The 19,769-nt window shown below is 55.1% G+C and carries 16 protein-coding genes; 8 read left to right on the forward strand and 8 right to left on the reverse strand.

Annotation, left to right across the window (positions count from 1 at the left end; all coding sequences use genetic code 11):
• Positions 1–6: 6 nt before the first annotated feature.
• Positions 7–1,602, reverse strand: coding sequence for a DUF3300 domain-containing protein (locus BJF97_RS05345; RefSeq protein ID WP_032694415.1), 1,596 nt, complete (start codon positions 1,600–1,602; stop codon positions 7–9).
• 355 nt (positions 1,603–1,957) lie between these two features.
• On the opposite strand from BJF97_RS05345, the gene acnB reads away from it, so the two are divergent.
• From acnB to BJF97_RS05375, 6 genes are all read left to right on the forward strand, one after another.
• Positions 1,958–4,555 (forward strand): bifunctional aconitate hydratase 2/2-methylisocitrate dehydratase, encoded by a 2,598-nt coding sequence (gene acnB / locus BJF97_RS05350; protein ID WP_004098644.1) that lies wholly within the window; start codon positions 1,958–1,960, stop codon positions 4,553–4,555.
• A 175-nt stretch (positions 4,556–4,730) separates the two neighbouring features.
• Entirely contained in the window at positions 4,731–5,093 is a 363-nt protein-coding gene (gene yacL / locus BJF97_RS05355; RefSeq protein WP_004098646.1) for a protein YacL, read from the forward strand.
• A gap of 181 nt (positions 5,094–5,274) precedes the next feature.
• Positions 5,275–6,228 (forward strand): 2-keto-3-deoxygluconate permease 1, encoded by a 954-nt coding sequence (locus BJF97_RS05360; protein ID WP_025106505.1) that lies wholly within the window; start codon positions 5,275–5,277, stop codon positions 6,226–6,228.
• Complete coding sequence (gene dtnK / locus BJF97_RS05365; protein WP_032694413.1) at positions 6,225–7,496, forward strand: D-threonate kinase; 1,272 nt, start codon at positions 6,225–6,227, stop codon at positions 7,494–7,496. Before BJF97_RS05360 ends, dtnK begins: the two co-directional genes overlap by 4 nt.
• A complete protein-coding gene (locus tag BJF97_RS05370; RefSeq protein WP_014837413.1) occupies positions 7,486–8,469 on the forward strand; it encodes a D-threonate 4-phosphate dehydrogenase in 984 nt (327 codons plus the stop codon). The genes dtnK and BJF97_RS05370 overlap by 11 nt, the downstream gene beginning before the upstream one ends.
• Positions 8,470–8,478: 9 nt before the next feature.
• On the forward strand, positions 8,479–9,249 hold the full coding sequence (locus BJF97_RS05375) for a DeoR/GlpR family DNA-binding transcription regulator (RefSeq protein WP_032694412.1): 771 nt from the start codon (positions 8,479–8,481) through the stop codon (positions 9,247–9,249).
• Positions 9,250–9,272: 23 nt separating this feature from the next.
• Here the strand turns inward: BJF97_RS05375 and speD are convergent, their stop codons facing one another.
• From speD to BJF97_RS05400, 5 genes are all read right to left on the reverse strand, one after another.
• Complete coding sequence (speD, locus tag BJF97_RS05380) at positions 9,273–10,067, reverse strand: adenosylmethionine decarboxylase (protein ID WP_004098656.1); 795 nt, start codon at positions 10,065–10,067, stop codon at positions 9,273–9,275.
• 14 nt (positions 10,068–10,081) lie between these two features.
• Positions 10,082–10,945 (reverse strand): polyamine aminopropyltransferase, encoded by an 864-nt coding sequence (gene speE, locus BJF97_RS05385; RefSeq protein WP_032694411.1) that lies wholly within the window; start codon positions 10,943–10,945, stop codon positions 10,082–10,084.
• A 165-nt stretch (positions 10,946–11,110) separates the two neighbouring features.
• On the reverse strand, positions 11,111–12,874 hold the full coding sequence (locus BJF97_RS05390; RefSeq protein ID WP_032694410.1) for an FKBP-type peptidyl-prolyl cis-trans isomerase N-terminal domain-containing protein: 1,764 nt from the start codon (positions 12,872–12,874) through the stop codon (positions 11,111–11,113).
• Positions 12,871–13,290: a hypothetical protein gene (locus BJF97_RS05395; protein WP_032694409.1), complete on the reverse strand. Its 420-nt coding sequence runs from the start codon at positions 13,288–13,290 to the stop codon at positions 12,871–12,873. Before BJF97_RS05395 ends, BJF97_RS05390 begins: the two co-directional genes overlap by 4 nt.
• 343 nt (positions 13,291–13,633) lie before the next feature.
• A complete protein-coding gene (locus tag BJF97_RS05400; RefSeq protein WP_014227947.1) occupies positions 13,634–13,981 on the reverse strand; it encodes a YacC family pilotin-like protein in 348 nt (115 codons plus the stop codon).
• A gap of 146 nt (positions 13,982–14,127) precedes the next feature.
• On the opposite strand from BJF97_RS05400, the gene cueO reads away from it, so the two are divergent.
• Positions 14,128–15,729 (forward strand): multicopper oxidase CueO, encoded by a 1,602-nt coding sequence (gene cueO / locus BJF97_RS05405; RefSeq protein ID WP_032694408.1) that lies wholly within the window; start codon positions 14,128–14,130, stop codon positions 15,727–15,729.
• A 100-nt stretch (positions 15,730–15,829) separates the two neighbouring features.
• Here cueO and BJF97_RS05410 read toward each other — a convergent pair whose 3' ends face one another.
• Positions 15,830–18,220, reverse strand: a complete 2,391-nt coding sequence (locus BJF97_RS05410) for a glucose/quinate/shikimate family membrane-bound PQQ-dependent dehydrogenase (RefSeq protein ID WP_014227949.1) — start codon at positions 18,218–18,220, stop codon at positions 15,830–15,832.
• A gap of 203 nt (positions 18,221–18,423) precedes the next feature.
• Here BJF97_RS05410 and hpt point away from each other — a divergent pair, with 203 nt between their 5' ends.
• Positions 18,424–18,960 carry a hypoxanthine phosphoribosyltransferase gene (gene hpt, locus BJF97_RS05415; protein ID WP_014227950.1) on the forward strand — a complete coding sequence of 179 codons (537 nt, stop codon included), beginning with the start codon at positions 18,424–18,426 and terminating at the stop codon, positions 18,958–18,960.
• Positions 18,961–19,011: 51 nt separating this feature from the next.
• Here the strand turns inward: hpt and can are convergent, their stop codons facing one another.
• Positions 19,012–19,674 (reverse strand): carbonate dehydratase, encoded by a 663-nt coding sequence (can, locus tag BJF97_RS05420; protein WP_004098666.1) that lies wholly within the window; start codon positions 19,672–19,674, stop codon positions 19,012–19,014.
• Positions 19,675–19,769: the final 95 nt, after the last annotated feature.

Genomic DNA, 19,769 nt, shown 5'->3' on the forward strand with positions numbered 1-19,769 from the left:
TTATCCTCAGCGGCGGCGCAGTTCACGGTGTTCGGAAAGATGTTCTCTGGCCGCGCTGCGCTGCTCGCTGCTTAAACCCGAGATATGGCGGCTCTGCAGGCCGCGCTCCTGCTGAGACTGCCAGGAGGGAGAGCGGATATCGTTACCGCTCAGGGCATTGGCGTGCAGATTATTTAGCTTCTGCTGACGTTGTTCGGGCGTTGCGGCCCGGAACTGTTCACGGCGCTGTTGCTGCTGCGCCGTCGGATGCTGAATTTGCGTTTTGACCGCTTCCCGATGCTGCTGTTGTACGGCGCTATTTTTTACCGCCGGCGTGGCGTCATAGCCGCGATAGTTATTGCGCTGGGTCACCTGATGGAGCTGCTGCGACGCGGCCTGGCGCTGGGCATCGCGGGAAGGCGCGTGATTAAGCGCGTTATCCGCAGGCCCGGTACGCTGCTGTAGCTGCGTCATGGCCGCCTGACGCTGCGCGTTGCGATCGGCGGGCTGATGTTGGGTCGCGCTAAGGCCGCCGGGAACATTGGTCTGATGGTAATGCTGCGCAATCGTATTGTTCGGATAGGGAATATTGCCGCGGTAGGCCGGATTATGCTGCCAGCTGGCGTGGTTTCCCGGCAGGTTCTGCCCGGTAATATGGTTGAAATTATTGACGTTGATGTTGATGTTATCGCCGTTGTGCGCGTAGCCGCCGTGATGATCATCATCGTGATGGTGATCGTCATCGTCATGGTGGTGATGATCGTCATCATCCCAGTCGATGCTGCTGAACAGAGCGTAGGTTGTGGCGACGCCGAGGCTATAGCCAAACCCCTTGACGAAGCTGTCGGTAAACTGCTCCCCCGGAGGCGGCGGCAGGTAGACCGGCGGATAGGCGGTGTCAGGCCAGGCGCCGTAAACAACTGAAGGGTTATAGGCCGGCACGTACACCACATTTGGATTGGTGGATTCGATTTTAATCACCTGCGCCGGGGCGGAGGATGTCACGGCGCTGCTGCTGCTGCGGGAAGCGGTGGCCGTGGACGTTGCCGGAGCCGGTGCCGCGGAGCGGGTGGCGGTGATGACTTTCTGCTGCGGCGTGGATTTTAACGTTCCGGTCTGCTGGGCGATGGCGCGTAAGCGCTGCACCGAATCCATGACGGCCTGCGGCTGGGCGAGAAAGGCGTTACCCAGGTTTTCCACCCACGGCGCATTTTCTCCCATTAACGCGAGAAGGGAAGGGAAGGCGACCAGCGATTTTACGCTGGGATCCCAGGGCTGATTTGCCACCGCTTGCACCGCCGCATCGCCCTTCATTGTGGGGTTATCCTGCGACCACTCTACCGCCTGGACAACGTTACTCGGGTAGGTCGAAGCCATCAGCACCTGCGACAGCAGATTGTCCGGATAGAGCGCGATTGGCGCGACCCACTGGTCTATCTGCGCGGGTGTATAGGTTGTGGTCACCGGCTGGGCGGCGGCGGTTGCCTGCGCCGTTTGCGCAACGGCGGGGGGCTCGGGAACCGTTTGCGGCTCCCGGCTTTTAACGTAGAGCGTACCCGCGGCGGCTAATAGCCCGGCGCTACAGAGCAGCGCGAGCAGATGGGGTTTGAAAGGCAGTGTCATGAGAACTCCCGGCACAATAATTGGCCCGTTTTGACAGAGTATTGTCGAAAAGCGGGGGATTGCCTGAGTATAGAGAGCGCGTATTTGCGTTTTTGATTTTAGTTGGGATTTCGCTCAATTATGTGTAACAGAATTAATTTTATATACCGCTAAATTGACAGAAAACCTGCATTATTCTGCCCTTAACGATTCAGCTAATTTTTAATGTTGCTTTTTTGTAAACAGATTAACACCCCGCCAAAATCCTGCTATGCTGCCGACGCGGTATCGGGCATTTACCCTACAAACTGCTGTCTCACAGGAGCGTGAAGAGAATCGCCTACCGCATTTTACAATGAGAGCGAGGAGAACCGTCGTGCTAGAAGAATACCGTAAGCACGTAGCTGAGCGTGCCGCCGAGGGGATTGTACCGAAACCCTTAGATGCAACCCAAATGGCCGCGCTGGTAGAACTGCTGAAAAACCCGCCAGCGGGTGAAGAAGAATTCTTGTTAGACCTGTTAATTAACCGCGTACCGCCGGGCGTCGACGAAGCCGCCTATGTTAAAGCCGGATTCCTTGCCGCGATCGCCAAAGGCGAAGCGACTTCTCCACTGGTTACCCGTGAAAAAGCTGTCGAACTGCTGGGCACCATGCAGGGCGGTTACAACATCCATCCCCTGATTGACGCGCTGGACGACGCAAAACTGGCGCCGATCGCCGCGAAAGCGCTGTCCCACACCCTGCTGATGTTCGACAACTTCTACGATGTAGAAGAGAAAGCCAAGGCGGGCAATGCCTACGCCAAACAGGTTATGCAATCCTGGGCCGACGCTGAGTGGTTCCTGAGCCGTCCTCAACTGGCTGACAAAATCACCGTGACCGTTTTTAAAGTCACCGGCGAAACCAACACCGATGACCTGTCTCCGGCCCCTGACGCCTGGTCCCGCCCGGACATTCCGCTGCACGCGTTGGCAATGCTGAAAAACGCCCGCGAAGGCATCGACCCGGATCAGCCCGGCGCCGTTGGCCCGATTAAACAAATTGAAGCACTGCAGCAAAAAGGTTTCCCGCTGGCGTACGTCGGCGATGTCGTGGGTACCGGCTCATCGCGTAAATCCGCCACCAACTCGGTGCTGTGGTTTATGGGCGACGATATTCCGCACGTGCCGAACAAGCGCGGCGGCGGTCTGGTTCTCGGCGGCAAAATTGCGCCTATCTTCTTTAATACCATGGAAGATGCCGGCGCGCTGCCGATTGAAGTGGACGTAAACAACCTGAACATGGGCGACGTGATCGACGTTTATCCGTTCAAAGGTGAAGTCCGTAACCACGAAACCGGCGAACTGCTGGCGACCTTCGAGCTGAAAACCGACGTGCTGATCGACGAAGTGCGCGCCGGCGGCCGTATCCCGCTAATCATCGGCCGTGGCCTGACCACCAAAGCGCGTGAAGCGCTGGGCCTGCCGCACAGCGATGTGTTCCGTCAGGCGAAAGACGTGGCGGAAAGCAGCCGCGGATACTCTCTGGCGCAGAAAATGGTGGGTCGCGCCTGCGGCGTGGCCGGGGTTCGTCCGGGCGCTTACTGCGAACCGAAGATGACCTCCGTAGGCTCTCAGGACACCACCGGCCCGATGACCCGTGATGAGCTGAAAGACCTGGCGTGCCTGGGCTTCTCTTCCGACCTCGTGATGCAGTCCTTCTGCCATACCGCCGCCTATCCGAAGCCGGTGGACGTCACCACGCACCACACGCTGCCGGACTTCATCATGAACCGCGGCGGCGTATCGCTGCGTCCGGGCGATGGCGTTATCCACTCCTGGCTGAACCGTATGCTGCTGCCTGATACCGTGGGTACCGGTGGTGATTCTCATACCCGTTTCCCGATCGGTATCTCCTTCCCGGCAGGCTCAGGCCTGGTGGCGTTTGCCGCCGCAACTGGCGTCATGCCGCTGGATATGCCGGAATCGGTACTGGTACGTTTTAAAGGCAAAATGCAGCCGGGCATCACCCTGCGCGATCTGGTACACGCCATCCCGCTGTATGCGATCAAACAGGGTCTGCTGACCGTGGAGAAGAAAGGTAAGAAAAACATCTTCTCCGGCCGCATTCTGGAAATTGAAGGTCTGCCGGATCTGAAAGTTGAGCAGGCGTTTGAGCTGACCGATGCCTCCGCCGAGCGTTCCGCCGCGGGCTGTACCATTAAGCTGAACAAAGAGCCGATCGTTGAGTATCTGACCTCCAACATCGTCCTGCTGAAGTGGATGATCGCCGAAGGTTACGGCGATCGCCGTACGCTGGAGCGTCGCGTTCAGGGCATGGAAAAATGGCTGGCGGATCCGCAGCTGCTGGAAGGCGACGCGGATGCGGAATATGCGGCGGTGATCGATATCGATCTGGCCGATATCAAAGAGCCCATCCTCTGCGCGCCGAACGATCCGGACGATGCGCGTTTGCTGTCCGACGTGCAGGGCGAGAAGATCGATGAAGTGTTTATCGGTTCCTGCATGACCAACATCGGCCACTTCCGCGCGGCCGGTAAGCTGCTGGACAACCACAAAGGCCAGCTGCCGACTCGTCTGTGGGTGGCGCCGCCAACCCGTATGGACGCCGCGCAGCTGACTGAAGAGGGCTACTACAGCGTGTTTGGTAAGAGCGGTGCGCGTATTGAAATCCCTGGCTGTTCCCTGTGCATGGGTAACCAGGCGCGCGTTGCCGACGGTGCGACGGTGGTCTCTACCTCAACCCGTAACTTCCCGAACCGTTTAGGTACCGGCGCTAACGTCTTCCTGGCCTCTGCGGAGCTGGCGGCCGTGGCCGCGCTTATCGGTAAACTGCCGACGCCGGAAGAGTATCAGACCTATGTTGCTCAGGTGGATAAGACCGCAGCGGATACTTATCGTTATCTGAACTTCGACCAGCTCGGTCAGTACACCGAGAAGGCCGACGGGGTTATTTTCCAGACCGCGGTGTAATGCGCTAACTCAGCGCTGTACATAATCCCGCCAATGCCCGGTGAACTTTGCGTCACCGGGCATTTTTATTTCCCGTCCCTCCGTCCACCACGCTTTTTTTCTCTTCCACTGCTGCGATAATGACTGTATGGGTACAGTGCAGCGGTGACGCACTGCCCTTGCAGAGGAAAAGACTATGGATTACGAATTTCTGCGCGATATTACCGGAGTGGTAAAGGTGCGAATGTCGATGGATCATGAGGCGATCGGCCACTGGTTCAACGAAGAGGTTAAAGATAACCTTGCCCTGCTGGACGAAGTCGAGCAGGCCGCGCGCACCGTTAAAGGCAGTGAACGGTCCTGGCAACGCGTCGGCCATGAATACACGCTATGGCTGGACGGCGAAGAAGTGATGATCCGCGCTAACCAACTGGATTTTTCCGGCGATGAGATAGAAGAGGGGATGAGCTACTATGACGAAGAAAGCCTCTCGCTATGCGGCGTGGAAGACTTTCTTCAGGTCGTCAACGCCTATCGAAAATTTGTAGGTCAATCCTGAGCAACGTTAATCATTTCCACGGCCGGACAGTTATGTCCGGCTTTTTTTTAGCCTTAACGGCCTGGTTTGATTTTTATTAATCATTTTAAAACTGTGATCTGGCGCGTTTGTGAAGTTTATTTGATTGAATATAATCTTTGTGATTTTATTTAATCACAGCATAACAACAGGCGGGAAGACCATGAACATCAAAAAGGCTATAGAACGTGTACCTGGCGGCATGATGGTTGTGCCACTGGTGATCGGCGCCATTATCAATACCTTTGCCCCGCAAGCGCTTGAGATCGGCGGGTTCACCACCGCGCTGTTTAAAAACGGCGCAGCGCCGCTGATTGGCGCCTTCCTGCTCTGTATGGGGGCGGGAATTAGCGTCAAGGCAGCGCCACAGGCGCTGTTGCAGGGCGGTACCATTACGCTGACCAAACTCCTGATCGCCATTGCGATTGGCCTCGGCGTGGAACAGCTCTTTGGTGCTGAAGGGATCTTCGGCTTAAGCGGCGTGGCGATCATCGCCGCGATGAGTAACTCGAATGGCGGGCTTTACGCCGCGCTGGTTGGCGAGTTTGGTAACGAGCGTGATGTGGGAGCGATCTCCATCCTGTCACTGAATGACGGGCCATTCTTTACGATGATCGCGCTGGGCGCGGCGGGGATGGCCAACATTCCCATTATGGCGCTGGTCGCCGTGCTGGTGCCGCTGGTGGTGGGAATGATCCTGGGTAACCTCGATCCCAACATGCGCGACTTCCTGACCAAAGGCGGCCCGCTGTTGATCCCATTCTTCGCTTTTGCGCTGGGCGCAGGGATCAACCTTGAAATGCTGCTACAGGGCGGTCTGGCGGGCATTCTGCTCGGCGTGCTGACGACCTTCATCGGCGGTTTCTTTAACATTCGTGCCGACCGTCTGGTGGGCGGAACCGGGATTGCCGGCGCGGCGGCGTCCAGTACCGCCGGAAACGCCGTGGCGACGCCGCTGGCGATTGCCCAGGCCGATCCCTCTCTGGCAGAGGTTGCCGCCGCGGCCGCGCCGCTGATTGCCGCATCGGTGATCACCACCGCGATTCTGACGCCGGTCCTCACCTCATGGGTGGCTAAGAAGCAAGCGCGTCAGGTTGCAGAGGAGAAAAAAGCATGAAAATGATCGTTATCGCCGACGACTTTACGGGTTCTAACGATACCGGCGTGCAGCTGGCAAAGAAGGGGGCGCGCACGGAAGTGATGCTAACGCCGGATCAAAAACCTTCGCGTCGCGCTGATGTGCTGGTGATCAACACCGAAAGCCGCGCGATGCCTGCAGCTGAGGCCGGGAAAGCGGTAGCGCAGGCGTTAGCGCCGTGGTGCGATGGTGATGCGCGTCCGCTGGTTTACAAGAAAATCGACTCCACTTTCCGCGGTAACGTGGGGGCTGAAGTGACGGCGGCAATGCGTGCTGCAAACCGGAAGCTGGCCGTAATTGCGGCGGCTATCCCCGCAGCCGGGCGTACCACCCGCGACGGATTATGCCTGGTCAACGGTACGCCACTGCTGGAAACCGAATTCGCCAGCGATCCGAAAACGCCCATTATCTCCTCGCGTATTGCGACGTTGATCGCCCTGCAAAGCGATATCCCGGTTCATGAAGTGTCGCTCGAAGACGTTCGTCGGGGGCAATTGAGCGCCCTGTTGACGGCTTTTTCAGCCGAGGGTGAGTGCATGGTGGTGGTGGATGCCGTGGAAGATCGCGATCTGTTGCTGATTGCCCAGGCTATTTGTGAACAAAAAGAGATGCCGCTGTTGGTGGGCGCTGCCGGGCTGGCGAACGCGCTACCGGTCAGCACCTTCATGCAGGAAAAGCAGGAGCTACCGGTACTGGTGGTGGCCGGATCGATGAGCGAGGCCACGCGGCGGCAGGTTGAAAAAGCGCTCTGCCAGGCGCGCGCCAGGGTCGTGGATATTGATGCCTCGCGGCTGGCCTCGGCCCAGTACGAGCAGGAAATGGCCGCGGCGGTTGAACAGGCCTGTGCGCTGCTCGGTCGCCAGCAGCACACCATTTTACGTACCAGCCGGAGTGCGGACGATCGGCAGATGATCGACGGCCTGTGCGCTCAGGCTGGCGTAAGCCGCCAGCAGCTCGGTGAGATGCTTAGCGAACGCCTCGGGATGATTACGCTGCGCATTATCGAACTGGCTCGTATTGGCGGGCTCTTCCTGACCGGAGGAGATATCGCCACCGCGGTCGCCGCCGCGCTCGGGGCGGAAGGCTATCGCATTCAGAGTGAGGTGGCGCCCTGTATTCCCTGTGGGACGTTCGTTAACAGTGAAATCGACGATCTGCCGGTTATCACTAAAGCCGGCGGATTCGGTTCAGACAGCACCCTTTGTGATGCGCTTTATTTTATTGAGGAGATGTACAGTGGTAACTAAAACAATTGCGATTACGATGGGCGACCCGGCGGGCATCGGTCCGGAAATTATTGTCAAAGCGCTTTGTGAAGACGAGCTCAACGGCGCGCCGCTGGTGGTGGTCGGGTGTCTGAAAACCCTGAAACATCTGCAGGACAAAGGGCTGGCCGAAGGCGTCACCTTTCGCGCGATCGCCGAGGTCGCGGAGGCGCGATTTGCTCCTGGCGTGATTCATGTCATCGACGAGCCGCTGGCCCAGCCGGACGCGCTGGAGCCGGGTAAAGTGCAGGCCCAGGCGGGCGATCTGGCCTACCGCTGCGTGAAGCGGGCGACGGCGCTGGCGATGAAAGGCGACGTACACGCCATCGCGACCGCACCGCTGAATAAAGAAGCGCTTCATCTGGCCGGGCACAATTATCCTGGTCATACCGAGCTGCTGGCGACGCTGACTGAAAGCCGCGATTACGCCATGGTGCTCTACACCGACAAGCTGAAGGTCATTCATGTCTCGACCCACATTGCGTTGCGTAAGTTCCTCGATACGCTTAATGGCCAGCGCGTGGAGACGGTCATCGGCATCGCGGATCGCTTCCTGAAACGCGTCGGCTTCACCCAGCCGCGCATTGCCGTTGCCGGGGTCAATCCCCATGCGGGCGAAAACGGTCTGTTTGGCGATGAAGAAATACGCATTGTGTCGCCGGCCATTGAAAACATGAAAGCGAAGGGAATCGATGTTTACGGGCCCTGCCCGCCGGACACCGTGTTTCTACAGGCATACGAGGGGCAATATGACATGGTGGTGGCGATGTACCACGATCAGGGACATATTCCGCTCAAACTGCTTGGCTTCTACGATGGGGTGAATATCACCGCGGGTCTGCCGTTCATCCGCACTTCTGCCGATCACGGCACCGCGTTTGATATAGCCTGGACGGGAAAAGCAAAATCTGAGAGCATGGCCGTATCGATTAAACTGGCAATGCAACTGGCGTAATTTCCTGTTATGAAAGGACAACACCGTCTGGATAAGATTGTAGCGTATTTGAAAAATCATACGCTGGTGACCGTGGAACAGCTGGTGGATGCGGTAGAAGCATCGCCTGCAACGATACGACGCGATCTGATCAAACTGGATGAGCAGGGCGTGATCAGCCGCAGCCACGGCGGTGTTGCCCTGCGGCGCTTTGAGCCTTCTCAGCCTACCACCAATGAAAAGCAGCTACGATCGCCTGCGGAAAAGCGGGCGATTGCGCGTTTTGCCGCCTCGATGGTGCAGGCGGGCGACGCGGTGGTACTGGACGCCGGCACCACCATGCTGGAGCTGGCAAAATGCCTGACCCATCTTCCGCTCAGGGTGATCACAGTCGATCTGCATATCGCTCTGTTTTTATCCGAGTTCCGGCAGATAGAAGTGACCATCGTCGGTGGCCGCATTGATGACAGCAGCCAGTCCTGTATCGGCGAGTTTGGTCGTAAGATGTTACGTAGCGTCTATCCCGATATCGCTTTTATGAGCTGTAACAGCTGGAGCGTGGAAGAGGGCGTGACGACGCCGACGGAAGAAAAGGCGGGGCTGAAGCAGGAGATCATTGCCAACGCCCAGCGTAAGATCTTACTGGCCGACAGCAGCAAATATGGCGCCCACTCGCTGTTCAACGTCGCTCCGCTGGGCCGCTTCACTGACATTATTACCGATGTGAGTCTGCCTCTTCCCGTTCAGGCTGAGCTGAAAGCGCAGTCCGTTGCCCTTACGCTGGTACAGCCTGAACGTTAAGGATACCGCCAGCCGATACGGTGTTACACGCTCGGTATATTACGTCCGTAGTAGATTTCGCGCATCTCTTTCCAGAGCAGGTCGGTAATCACCTTACGCTCCTCTTCGCTCAAATCTTCCGGCTTCGTGTGGAACATATAGTGCTTAAGGTCGAACTCCTTAAGCAACATCTTAGTATGGAAAATATTTTCCTGATAAACGTTCACGTCCACCATGTCATACAAAGACTTAATATCTTCGGACATGAAGTTCTGAATGGAGTTAATTTCATGATCGATGAAGTGCTTCATGCCGTTCACATCGCGGGTAAAACCGCGAACGCGATAATCAATCGTGACGATATCGGATTCTAGCTGGTGAATCAGATAGTTCAGGGCCTTCAGCGGTGAAATGACCCCGCAGGTTGAGACTTCAATATCGGCGCGGAAGGTGCACAGTCCGCCCTCAGGATGGCTTTCCGGATAGGTGTGAACGCAGATATGGCTTTTATCGAGATGCGCCACCACGGTTTCCGGTAGCGGACCCGGGTGTTCTGTCTGATCGATAAGCTGCGGATCGACTGGCTCTTCGCTGACCAGGATCGTCACGCTGGCGCCCTGCGGTTCATAATCCTGGCGGGCAATGTTAAGAATATTGGCGCCGATAATCGAACAGGTCTCTGACAAAATTTCCGTCAGGCGGTTGGCGTTGTAGAGTTCGTCAATATAGGCGATGTAGCCATCGCGCTCCTCTGCCGTTTTTGCGTAGCAGATATCGTAAATGCAAAAACTCAGGCTTTTGGTCAGATTGTTAAAGCCGTGCAGCTTCAATTTTTTCAATTTAGATCACCTCCTTACTTAACGGTGGATAGCGCATCCAGTAAATACTGCGGTAAAGCAAATGCCGCCGCGTGAATGGCCGGATTGTAATAACGGCACTTCAGGTTCGACTTGTGAAAACGGGCCTGGATGATTTCACTGGAAAGATGGCGCAGCGCTTCGTTGTCCGTGGCCCATGCGAAGGTCATGATGCCGCCGTAGTAGGTGGGAATCGCCGCCTGATAGAAGCTTACGTCGCTAAAGTAATGGCTGAGCTTGCGATGGCTATCGACGGCCTCATCTTGTTGCAGGAAGCTGACGCCGTTCTGAGCGACAAAGATCCCGCCTGGGTTGAGGCAGCGCTTGCAGCCTTCATAGAAGGCGGAAGTAAACAGGCTCTCGCCGGGACCAATAGGATCGGTGCAGTCGGAGATAATGACGTCAAACGTTTGCGCCGTCTGGTTAACAAAATTGACGCCATCGTCAATCACCAGGGTAAAGCGCGGGTCGTCGTACGCACCCGCATTATGGTTGGGGAGGTACTGGCGACAGAATGAAACCACGCCAGCGTCAATTTCTACCATGGTGATGGTTTCGACGCTGCGGTGACGGGAGACTTCGCGCAGCATGGCGCCATCGCCGCCGCCGATAATTAACACATGTTTCGCCTGGCCGTGGGCCATCAGAGGAACATGGGTCATCATTTCATGGTAGATAAACTCATCACGTTCGGTGGTTTGTACCACGCCGTCCAGCGCCATCACGCGGCCAAAGGCTGCGTTTTCGAAAATGATTAAATCCTGATGCTCGGTTTTCTCATGATACAGAACGTTATCAACGCTGAAATACTGACCAAAATGGTCGTGCAGCGTTTCATGCCACAGATTGCTATCGGCCACGGGCAGATCCTCCTTTGTTAACACCTGTTACACCCATTAAAAATGAGCGCAACATCATAGCCAACTATAGAAGATGATGCACGGTGGATATTTCAGCAAATGAAGCGTGGAACATTACCCGTTCACAAAGAGGGGAAAACGCCTCCCCGGTGGGAGGCACCAGGATCAGGGTTTTTTAACCTGTGGTTCCGCCGCAGTGGCGTCAACGATTCTGACGGTATATACCATGGTCGCTCCCGGCGGGATTTTAGGCGGCTTGCCTTCGCTGCCGTAGGCGAGATTGGGAGGGATCACGACCGTTATCGCTCCGTGGTTTCCCAGCCGCTTGAGTGGCCCAAGGAAGATGGGAGGATAAGATTTCAGAGGCTGGGACCAGACTTTCCCCTCCGCTTCCATATCGTTAATGACGGTTCCGTCGGTAAGCGTTTCCTTGATGGTGACGGTAACGATATCGCTGTCGAGAATCTTGCCCTTGCCGGCATAATCTATGCGACTGTAAATGCCGTCTTTCAATACCACCCCTTTTTGCTTCGCGAAGTGTTGTTGATATTTCTTTCCTTCGCTAAGGGTTTGCTGTTCGAGCTTCTTTAGGTTCTGAAAGACTTTTTTAGACACATCGAATAAGGCTTTATTGCGCGCTTTCTCATCAAGGGCGATATCCCCTGAAAAAGAATCCATAATCCCCTGTAAAACGGTATCTTTACTGGTTTTTACGCCCTGAGATGCCCGGGTAGATAAGAGCTGCAGCACCTCCTCGCCCATCGATACGCCGATAGCGTAAGCCTGCCGCAGAGGCTCTTTTGCAAAGTCGATAGCCAGCGGCTTTTTCGCCTCGGCGTCAGCAAGCCTGGCCTTTAGCCGGGTAATTTCATCGGCGCTGGCCTGCTGTAGGGCGTGGTCTTGATCGGCCTGCTGACGGACAGCATCCGCCTGAAGGGACGGCTGGGGCTTACTGATGATAACGGCGTCTAGTTTAGCCGTGAGCGCCTGTTTTTCTACTGCCGCGGCCGCCAGCTTTGTCGTTAAATCTGTTTTTTCCGCTTCACTGGCGGCGAGCTTCGCTATCGCTGCTTTCTGCTCGGCTTGAGACGCATCGAGTTTCGTTTGCAGCGCCCGCTGTGCGGCGTCAGCCGCGGCGAGTTTTGTCAGCATTTCCTGCTGATCTGCCTCTGCAGCAGCGAGCCTTGTTGCGAGGGCTTGCCTCTCTTTCGCCTCTGTCGTGAACTTACCGGTGAGCGCTTGTTTCTCTGCTGCGGCCGCCGCCAGCTTTGAGAGCGTATCCTGTTTTTCTGTTTCCAGCGCTGCGAGCTTCTGCTGCAGGGATTGCTTTTCGGCGGTTGCCTCAGCCAGCTGACGCTCAACTTTTTGTTTCGCGGATTCTATTAATGCCACTCTTTTTTCCTGCTGCAGCGTTTTATTTTCTGTGGCATTACGCTGACCCTCGATCTGTTTTATTTCAGCCGCGGCGGATAGCGCGTTATCTATTAATTGTTGTTTTTCGGCTACGGCAGTCGCTAACTTTTTCTCAAGCAGCTGAATTTTATCCTTCAGCGCTTTTTGGTTGTCTGCTTCGGCGTTCATCATGGCCGGCTTCGCATCAAGCTGCTGCCGAAGTTGGCGGATGAGTTTATCTTTTTGAGCAATTATTGCAGCCTGACGGGAAACTTCATGGGTATTCAGGACGGTTTTTTTATTCGTTGTTTTTGTATTATTGCTTTTCTCCTCAACGGGCTTTACCGGCTCGCTGATTTTTTGCGCCTGATGCTCTTTAGCATAATTTAAAAATGCCGGGCCTGAAGCATCACTATTTGAGCTTGCCGTGACGCTAATAAGGGCATCTTTTTCCGCATAGACATCCGGCGATAGCGCCAGCACAAAAACTGCTGCCAGCGATACCGGATTGAAGTTTTTGGCTATTTTCCCGTTCATGGCTGAACATTTTCACCACGTTTAACAAGGCTATCGATCAGCTCCTTTTCAATATCAGCGCACAGCTTGATTGATTTGAACTGGTACATCGAATCGATCCCCTGTTTTGTCGGTTCTGCCACTTTACTGCGCACAGAATTATATTGTGATGCCGCGCTAAGCAGGGCAGTGAACTCATTGCCGAGTTTGTCCGCCTGTTTGGGGTTCACTTCTTTCAGCGACTCCAGCGCTTTACGGCAAGTGTCTAAACGCGCTTGCTCATCGGCGATTCTCTGCTGTTCGGTTTGCTGTTGGCTTAATGTCGACTCAGATAAGGGTTTCACTAATCCGGCGGATTGCCTGGATTGTATTGAATTACAACCCGCTAATAAAATGAGGGCCAGAGGCGCTATGCTTGTAAATAAGGATCTGTTCAAGGTTTCATTCCATTGATAAAAAGAGGTGTTATCGGGCGATAATAGTGTGCGAAAAAGAAGATTGCAATAATAGAGTTTATGATTTTTGATGGCGTACTTTTAATATTAGTTATACCCGTCATATTTCACGCTGCTGATGCGTTGGCTACGCTCGCTCACCCCTTGTCGCCTTCAAGTAACTCTAATTATTTAGGGTATATATTAATATGTTGAATGCTTAATGAATTATCATTGAATTCTATGAATTGAGATATAAATTAAGTGCTATTGTTAATTGAATTGTTATTATTACGCGGCGCCATAGCCGTATTCGCACGGCTACCGTTTTCTGAAATGAAGGGGGTTATTTCACGTAAGCGAGCAGGCTAAGCGAATCGCGGGCCAGCGCTTTGCATTTTTTAGTGGTGGGAATCTGGATTCCGCTAAGGTCCCGGTAGCTATCTTCGCCGAGCGCTTTCATATTGAAGCTGTCGTAATTGCTTAAATCCCATTGATTCTGCTGAGCAAAAAAGACCAGGGCACGGCGAATCTGCGTGTTAGGCAGATTTTGATAACCGCAGTCGTTCTTCAGAAAGACGAATACTGCCGTTAAATCAGCCATATCTTCCGCTTCGGACTCGCTTAATGCATAGCTATTGGCGGAGAGAGTCAGCAGGCTGCCAAGCACTATTGTTCTGAAAAGCGTCTTCATTTTTTCTACCATTGAATCACGGACAAACAAAGTTAGCACACTTCGTTACAGTGCGCCGAGCTTTATTCTTACTCTTCTGCTTGACCTTCCTGTTGGGGGAGGGTTTAAGCTCAATTATTCACCAGCAGAATAAAAAGGATGTGAAAATGCAACGTCGTGAGTTTCTTAAACTAACCGCTGCGGTCAGCGTGGCCAGCGCATTGCCGCTATGGAGCCGCTCGGTTTTTGCCGCCAGCCGCCCATCTTTGCCTGTACCCGAACTGCTTACCGCCGACGCGCGCAATCGCATCTCGTTAATCATTCAGGCTGGAAAAACGCAGTTCGGTCCGCATCTGGCGACCACCTGGGGCTATAACGGCAATCTGCTGGGCCCGGCCCTACAGCTTAAGCAGGGTGAGGAGGCGACCATCGATATTCATAACCGTCTGGCGGAAGAGACCACCGTGCACTGGCACGGTCTGGAGGTTCCCGGCGCCGTGGACGGCGGTCCCCAGGGCGTGATTGCCGCCGGAGGCTCCCGCACGGTGACCTTTACCCCAACGCAGCGGGCGGCGACCTGCTGGTTCCATCCCCATCAGCATGGCAAAACCGGCAGACAGGTCGCGATGGGGCTGGCAGGGCTGGTGCTGATTTCTGATGCAGAAAGCGAAAAGCTGCTCCTGCCAAAGCAGTGGGGAATTGATGATGTCCCGGTGATTGTGCAGGATAAAAAATTCACCTCAGCGGGAGAGATTGATTATCAGCTCGATATTATGAGCGCAGCCGTGGGCTGGTTTGGCGATACGCTACTCACTAACGGCGCGCTGTACCCGGAGCACGCTGCGCCTCGCGGCTGGCTACGTTTACGTCTGCTGAACGGCTGTAATGCGCGTTCTTTGAATTTCGCCACCAGCGATAAGCGGCCCATGTACGTCGTGGCAAGCGATGGTGGTCTTCTGGCTGAGCCGGTGAAAGTTAACGCGCTGCCGGTGCTGATGGGCGAGCGTTTCGAAGTGCTGGTGGATACCACTGACGGGAAGCCCTTCGATTTAATTACGCTCCCGGTCAACCAGATGGGGATGGCGATCGCTCCGTTTGATCGGCCGCAGCCAGTGTTACGCGTGCAGCCGCTGACTATCCAGGCTTCCGGTAATCTGCCGGATGTGCTGGCCGCTATGCCAGCGCTGCCCTCGCTTCAGGGCCTGACTCAGCGTACTTTGCAGCTCTCGATGGATCCGATGCTCGATATGATGGGCATGCAGGCGCTGATGCAAAAATATGGCGACCAGGCCATGTCCGGCATGGACCATGGCATGATGATGAATCACGGAGAGATGGGGAATATGAACAATATGAACCACGGTGACATGGGAAGCATGAATCATGGCGGCACGGCGCAGATGAAGCACGGCAATAAGGAGTTTGATTTCCATAATGCGAATCGGATCAACGGTAAAGCCTTTGATATGAATGTTCCCCTGTTTGCGGCGGCGAAAGGGCAGTATGAGCGGTGGGTGATTTCTGGCAAAGGCGACATGATGCTGCATCCGTTCCATATTCACGGCACTCAGTTCCGTATTTTGTCCGAAAACGGCAAAGCGCCGGCACCCCACAGGAGCGGCTGGAAAGATACCGTCAGGGTTGAAGGCGATGTCAGTGAAGTACTGGTGAAATTTGATCACGATGCGCCGAAAGAACATGCCTATATGGCGCACTGCCATCTGCTGGAGCATGAAGATACGGGAATGATGCTGGGTTTTACGGTGTAGAATTCGCTTCCCGTCTAAGGGCGAGGTGTGTGGCTTGTTTCGATAGAAAAGAGAGAGATGTACCATAGAGAGAATGCCCGGAAACCGGGCCTTCTGTTTTTTACTTCGCGTCGTCCGGTAAAGCATAAGCGACGATATAGTCGCCCATCTTCGTGCCAAACGAACCGTGACCGCCCGCAGAGATGACAACGTACTGCTTGCCATTCACTTCATAGGTCATCGGCGTCGCCTGGCCGCCCGCCGGCAGACGTGCCTGCCATAATTTTTCACCGTTGCTCATATTGTACGCGCGCAGGTAGTTATCCGCGGTCGCGCCGATAAACAGCACATTGCCGGCCGTCGAGATTGGACCGCCCAGCATCGGCATACCCATTGTGAACGGGAGCTTAATCGGCATCGGGAACGGCAGGCTATCCTGCGGCGTACCGATACGTTTTTTCCACACCACTTCGTTGGTTTTCAGATCCAGCGCGGAGATATAGCCCCAGGCTGGCTGTTTGCAGGGCAGACCAAACGGTGACAGGAACGGATTAAGCGTAACGCCGTAAGGGACACCGTACTGTGGCTGAATACCGGCTTCGGTACCGGAACCCTTGGCGTCTTTAGGCTGCTCCATCGGGTTACCTGGGCCGCGAGGGATCAGTTTTGAGACAAACGGCAGCGCCATCGGGTTAGCAATCGCCACCTGGCGGTTCGGATCGACGGAGATGCCGCCCCATTCGAACATCCCCAGGTTACCCGGGAATACCAGCGTGCCTTGTTCTGACGGCGGGGTGAAAATCCCTTCGTAGCGCAGCTGATGGAAGATAACGCGGCACACCAGCTGGTCGAACATGGTGGCGCCCCACATGTCCGCGCCGGTCAGGTCTTTCTTCGGACGGAAGCTCAGGTCGGAGAAAGGCTGAGTTTTCGCGACGTAGTCACCTTTCGCCGCCCCTTGCGGAACCGGTTTTTCCGGTGCCGGGACAACCAGTTCACCGTTGCGGCGATCGAGGACAAAAATATTACCGGTTTTTGCCGGAGCGTAAATCACCGGCACGGTTTTACCGTTGACGTCGATATCCGCCAGCGTCGGCTGCGACGGCATATCCATATCCCACAGATCGTGGTGAACGGTCTGGTAGCTCCACGCCAGTTTACCGGTCGTGGCGTTCAGCGCCACGATGGAGCTGGCATAGCGCTCTTGTTCAGGCGTACGGTTGCCGCCCCAGATATCCGGGGTGGTTACGCCCATAGGCAGGTAGACCAGATCCAGCTTCGCGTCATAGGCCGCTGGCGCCCAGGAGTTTGGTGAATTCAGCGTGAAATGATGTTCATCATCAGGAATCGCGTTGGGATCTTTCGCGCCCGGGTCAAAGGCCCACAGCAGTTTACCGGTATTCACATCAAAGCCGCGGATAACGCCCGACGGCTCGCGGGTGGAGAAGTTATCGGTCACGGCGCCGGCAATGACGATAGTTTTGTCGGTAATAATCGGCGGTGATGTTGGTTCATACATACCCGGCGTAGTGACAGGCATGTTGGTTTGCAGATTGAGAATGCCTTTATTAGCAAAGGACTCACACAGCTTACCGGTTTCGGCATTGATGGCGAACAGGCGACCATCGTTGACCGGAAGAATGATACGACGCGGGCAGTCGGCAACCACATCCGCCGGCGCGTTATCCGCTTTGGCTTCATGATATGAAACGCCGCGACAGGTCACGTGCTGGAAAGAGGGGTCAGCGTTGAGCTGCGGATCGAAATGCCACTTTTCTTTACCGGTGGCCGCGTCAAGCGCGAACAGGCGCTGGTGAGCGGTACACAGATAAAGCGTGTCGCCCACTTTAATCGGCGTGACTTCATTGGTGATTTCACCCGGATCGTTAGGCTGCTTGAGATCGCCCGTACGGAAGACCCAGGCTTCTTTCAGGTTCTTCACGTTATCGGCGTTGATCTGCTTCAGCGGCGAGTAGCGCTGGCCTTCCTGATTGCGGCCATACGCCGACCAGTCGCCATCGGCTACGTCGGAAATGGGGGCCGCTGGCGTTGCATCAGCGCTCAGCGTACCGTTGACTTCCTGCGGGTCGTTGAAGCCGGCCCAGGTCAGGATACCGCCGCTAATCAGCAGGGCGACAACCAGCCCGGCAACGGCGCCAGAGGAGGGAATCGGCAGGCGGCGCCAGACAAACGGCAGGATAAGCCAGATGCCGAAGAAGACCAGAATGTCGCTACGCGGGGTCAGCGCCCAGAAGTCGAAACCAACTTCCCATACTCCCCAGATCATAGTGGCAAGCAGCAGCGCGGCGTACAGCCAAAGCGCAGAACGCTTGCCGCGGAACAGCATGACGGTGACGCCCAGCATGACCAGGCCTGCGACAGGGTAGTACCATGAGCCGCCAAGAGCGACCAGCCAGGCCCCGCCCGCTAAAAGATACAGGCCACAGAACGCTGCAAAAAGAGCCGTCAGCGTCACGAGTAGCCGTGATTGTTGAGATTTTGTTTCTGCCATAGAAGGACACTCGTTTGTTTGTTAATTTTTTAACTGCAATTAAGTATAGGATTTAACAAGTGTGATCGGAATCACAAAATGGGCTTTATTAATCACTGCATCGCATATTTCTTTTTACTGGTATACTGCGTGGCTTGCCGGTCAACGTCGGTGCAATCGCAGCGGCTTTGATGATTTACATTAAGAATCAAATGGTTAGTTTTATGAAACATACTGTAGAAGTGATGATCCCGGAAACTGAGATCAAAGCCCGTATCGCTGAGCTCGGTCGTCAAATTAATGAACATTACAAAGATAGCGGCAGCGAAATGGTGCTGGTGGGGCTATTACGCGGTTCATTTATGTTTATGGCCGACCTGTGCCGTGAGGTTCAGGTACCCCATGAAGTAGATTTCATGACCGCCTCGAGCTACGGCAGCGGCATGTCCACCACCCGTGACGTCAAAATCCTCAAAGACCTGGATGAAGATATCCGCGGTAAAGATGTGCTGATCGTGGAAGACATCATCGACTCTGGCAATACGCTGTCAAAAGTGCGTGAAATCCTCAGCCTGCGTGAACCAAAATCGCTGGCGATTTGTACGCTGCTCGATAAGCCAAGCCGCCGCGAAGTGAAGGTGCCGGTTGAGTTTGTCGGTTTTGCGATCCCGGACGAGTTCGTGGTGGGGTACGGTATCGACTATGCTCAGCGCTATCGCCACCTGCCGTATATCGGCAAAGTGACGCTGCTGGACGAGTAACGCGGAGTGTCTATCCCGGCTTATCCGGGATAGTTAAGAGGGGCGCGTGAATTACCTGTGATTGACGTGCTTGCTTTTAAGGTTGGAAATGCCCTGGCGATAGCGCTGCTCCAGCGTTTCGCGGCTGACGGCGGTCACGTCCAGATCGCGTAACATGCCATCGTGAATGCCGTAGGCCCAGCCGTGAATCGTCACCTTCTGTCCACGCTTCCACGCCGACTGCATAATCGTTGAATGGCCAAGGTTGTAAACCTGCTCCATCACATTCAATTCACACAGCGTATCAAGGCGGCGCTCTTCGGGCATTTCCCCCAGCAGCGAGCTGTGCTTAAACCAGATATCGCGAATATGCAGCAGCCAGTTGTCGATAAGGCCAAGCTCGGTATTTTCAATCGCCGCCTGCACGCCGCCGCAGCCGTAGTGGCCGCAGATGATGATGTGTTCAACCTCCAGTACGTCGACCGCGTACTGCACGACGGAAAGACAGTTCAGATCGGTATGAATCACCAGGTTGGCGACGTTACGGTGTACAAACAGCTCGCCAGGTTCCAGGCCGGTCAAACGTTCAGCGGGGACGCGGCTATCGGAACATCCAATCCACAGAAAGCGCGGCTTCTGCGCCTGTGCCAGTTTCTCAAAGAAACCGGGGTCTTCCTCCACCAGCATTTTTGACCATAGTGCATTGTTGCTGATGAGTGTATCTATATCGTTCATGGATGTTTACGGGCCTGTAACCAAGTAAGTGCGTTGCGCTAATATAGGTTAACCTCACATTTTTTAAAACAACCCATCGCGTGTCACGACACGAG

The sequence above is a fragment of the Klebsiella sp. LTGPAF-6F genome (genome assembly GCF_001753185.1).
GTDB classification, from domain to species: domain Bacteria; phylum Pseudomonadota; class Gammaproteobacteria; order Enterobacterales; family Enterobacteriaceae; genus Klebsiella; species Klebsiella michiganensis.

Bases quoted from the DNA above. Each gene is read 5' to 3' on its own strand.
- dtnK (WP_032694413.1), top strand. From the start codon at position 6,225: ATGAAAATGATCGTTATCGCCGACGACTTTACGGGTTCTAACGATACC.
- can (WP_004098666.1), bottom strand. From the start codon at position 19,674: ATGAACGATATAGATACACTCATCAGCAACAATGCACTATGGTCAAAA.
- cueO (WP_032694408.1), top strand. From the start codon at position 14,128: ATGCAACGTCGTGAGTTTCTTAAACTAACCGCTGCGGTCAGCGTGGCC.
- yacL (WP_004098646.1), top strand. From the start codon at position 4,731: ATGGATTACGAATTTCTGCGCGATATTACCGGAGTGGTAAAGGTGCGA.
- BJF97_RS05410 (WP_014227949.1), bottom strand. From the start codon at position 18,220: ATGGCAGAAACAAAATCTCAACAATCACGGCTACTCGTGACGCTGACG.
- BJF97_RS05400 (WP_014227947.1), bottom strand. From the start codon at position 13,981: ATGAAGACGCTTTTCAGAACAATAGTGCTTGGCAGCCTGCTGACTCTC.
- hpt (WP_014227950.1), top strand. From the start codon at position 18,424: ATGAAACATACTGTAGAAGTGATGATCCCGGAAACTGAGATCAAAGCC.
- BJF97_RS05375 (WP_032694412.1), top strand. From the start codon at position 8,479: ATGAAAGGACAACACCGTCTGGATAAGATTGTAGCGTATTTGAAAAAT.
- BJF97_RS05345 (WP_032694415.1), bottom strand. From the start codon at position 1,602: ATGACACTGCCTTTCAAACCCCATCTGCTCGCGCTGCTCTGTAGCGCC.
- BJF97_RS05360 (WP_025106505.1), top strand. From the start codon at position 5,275: ATGAACATCAAAAAGGCTATAGAACGTGTACCTGGCGGCATGATGGTT.
- BJF97_RS05390 (WP_032694410.1), bottom strand. From the start codon at position 12,874: ATGAACGGGAAAATAGCCAAAAACTTCAATCCGGTATCGCTGGCAGCA.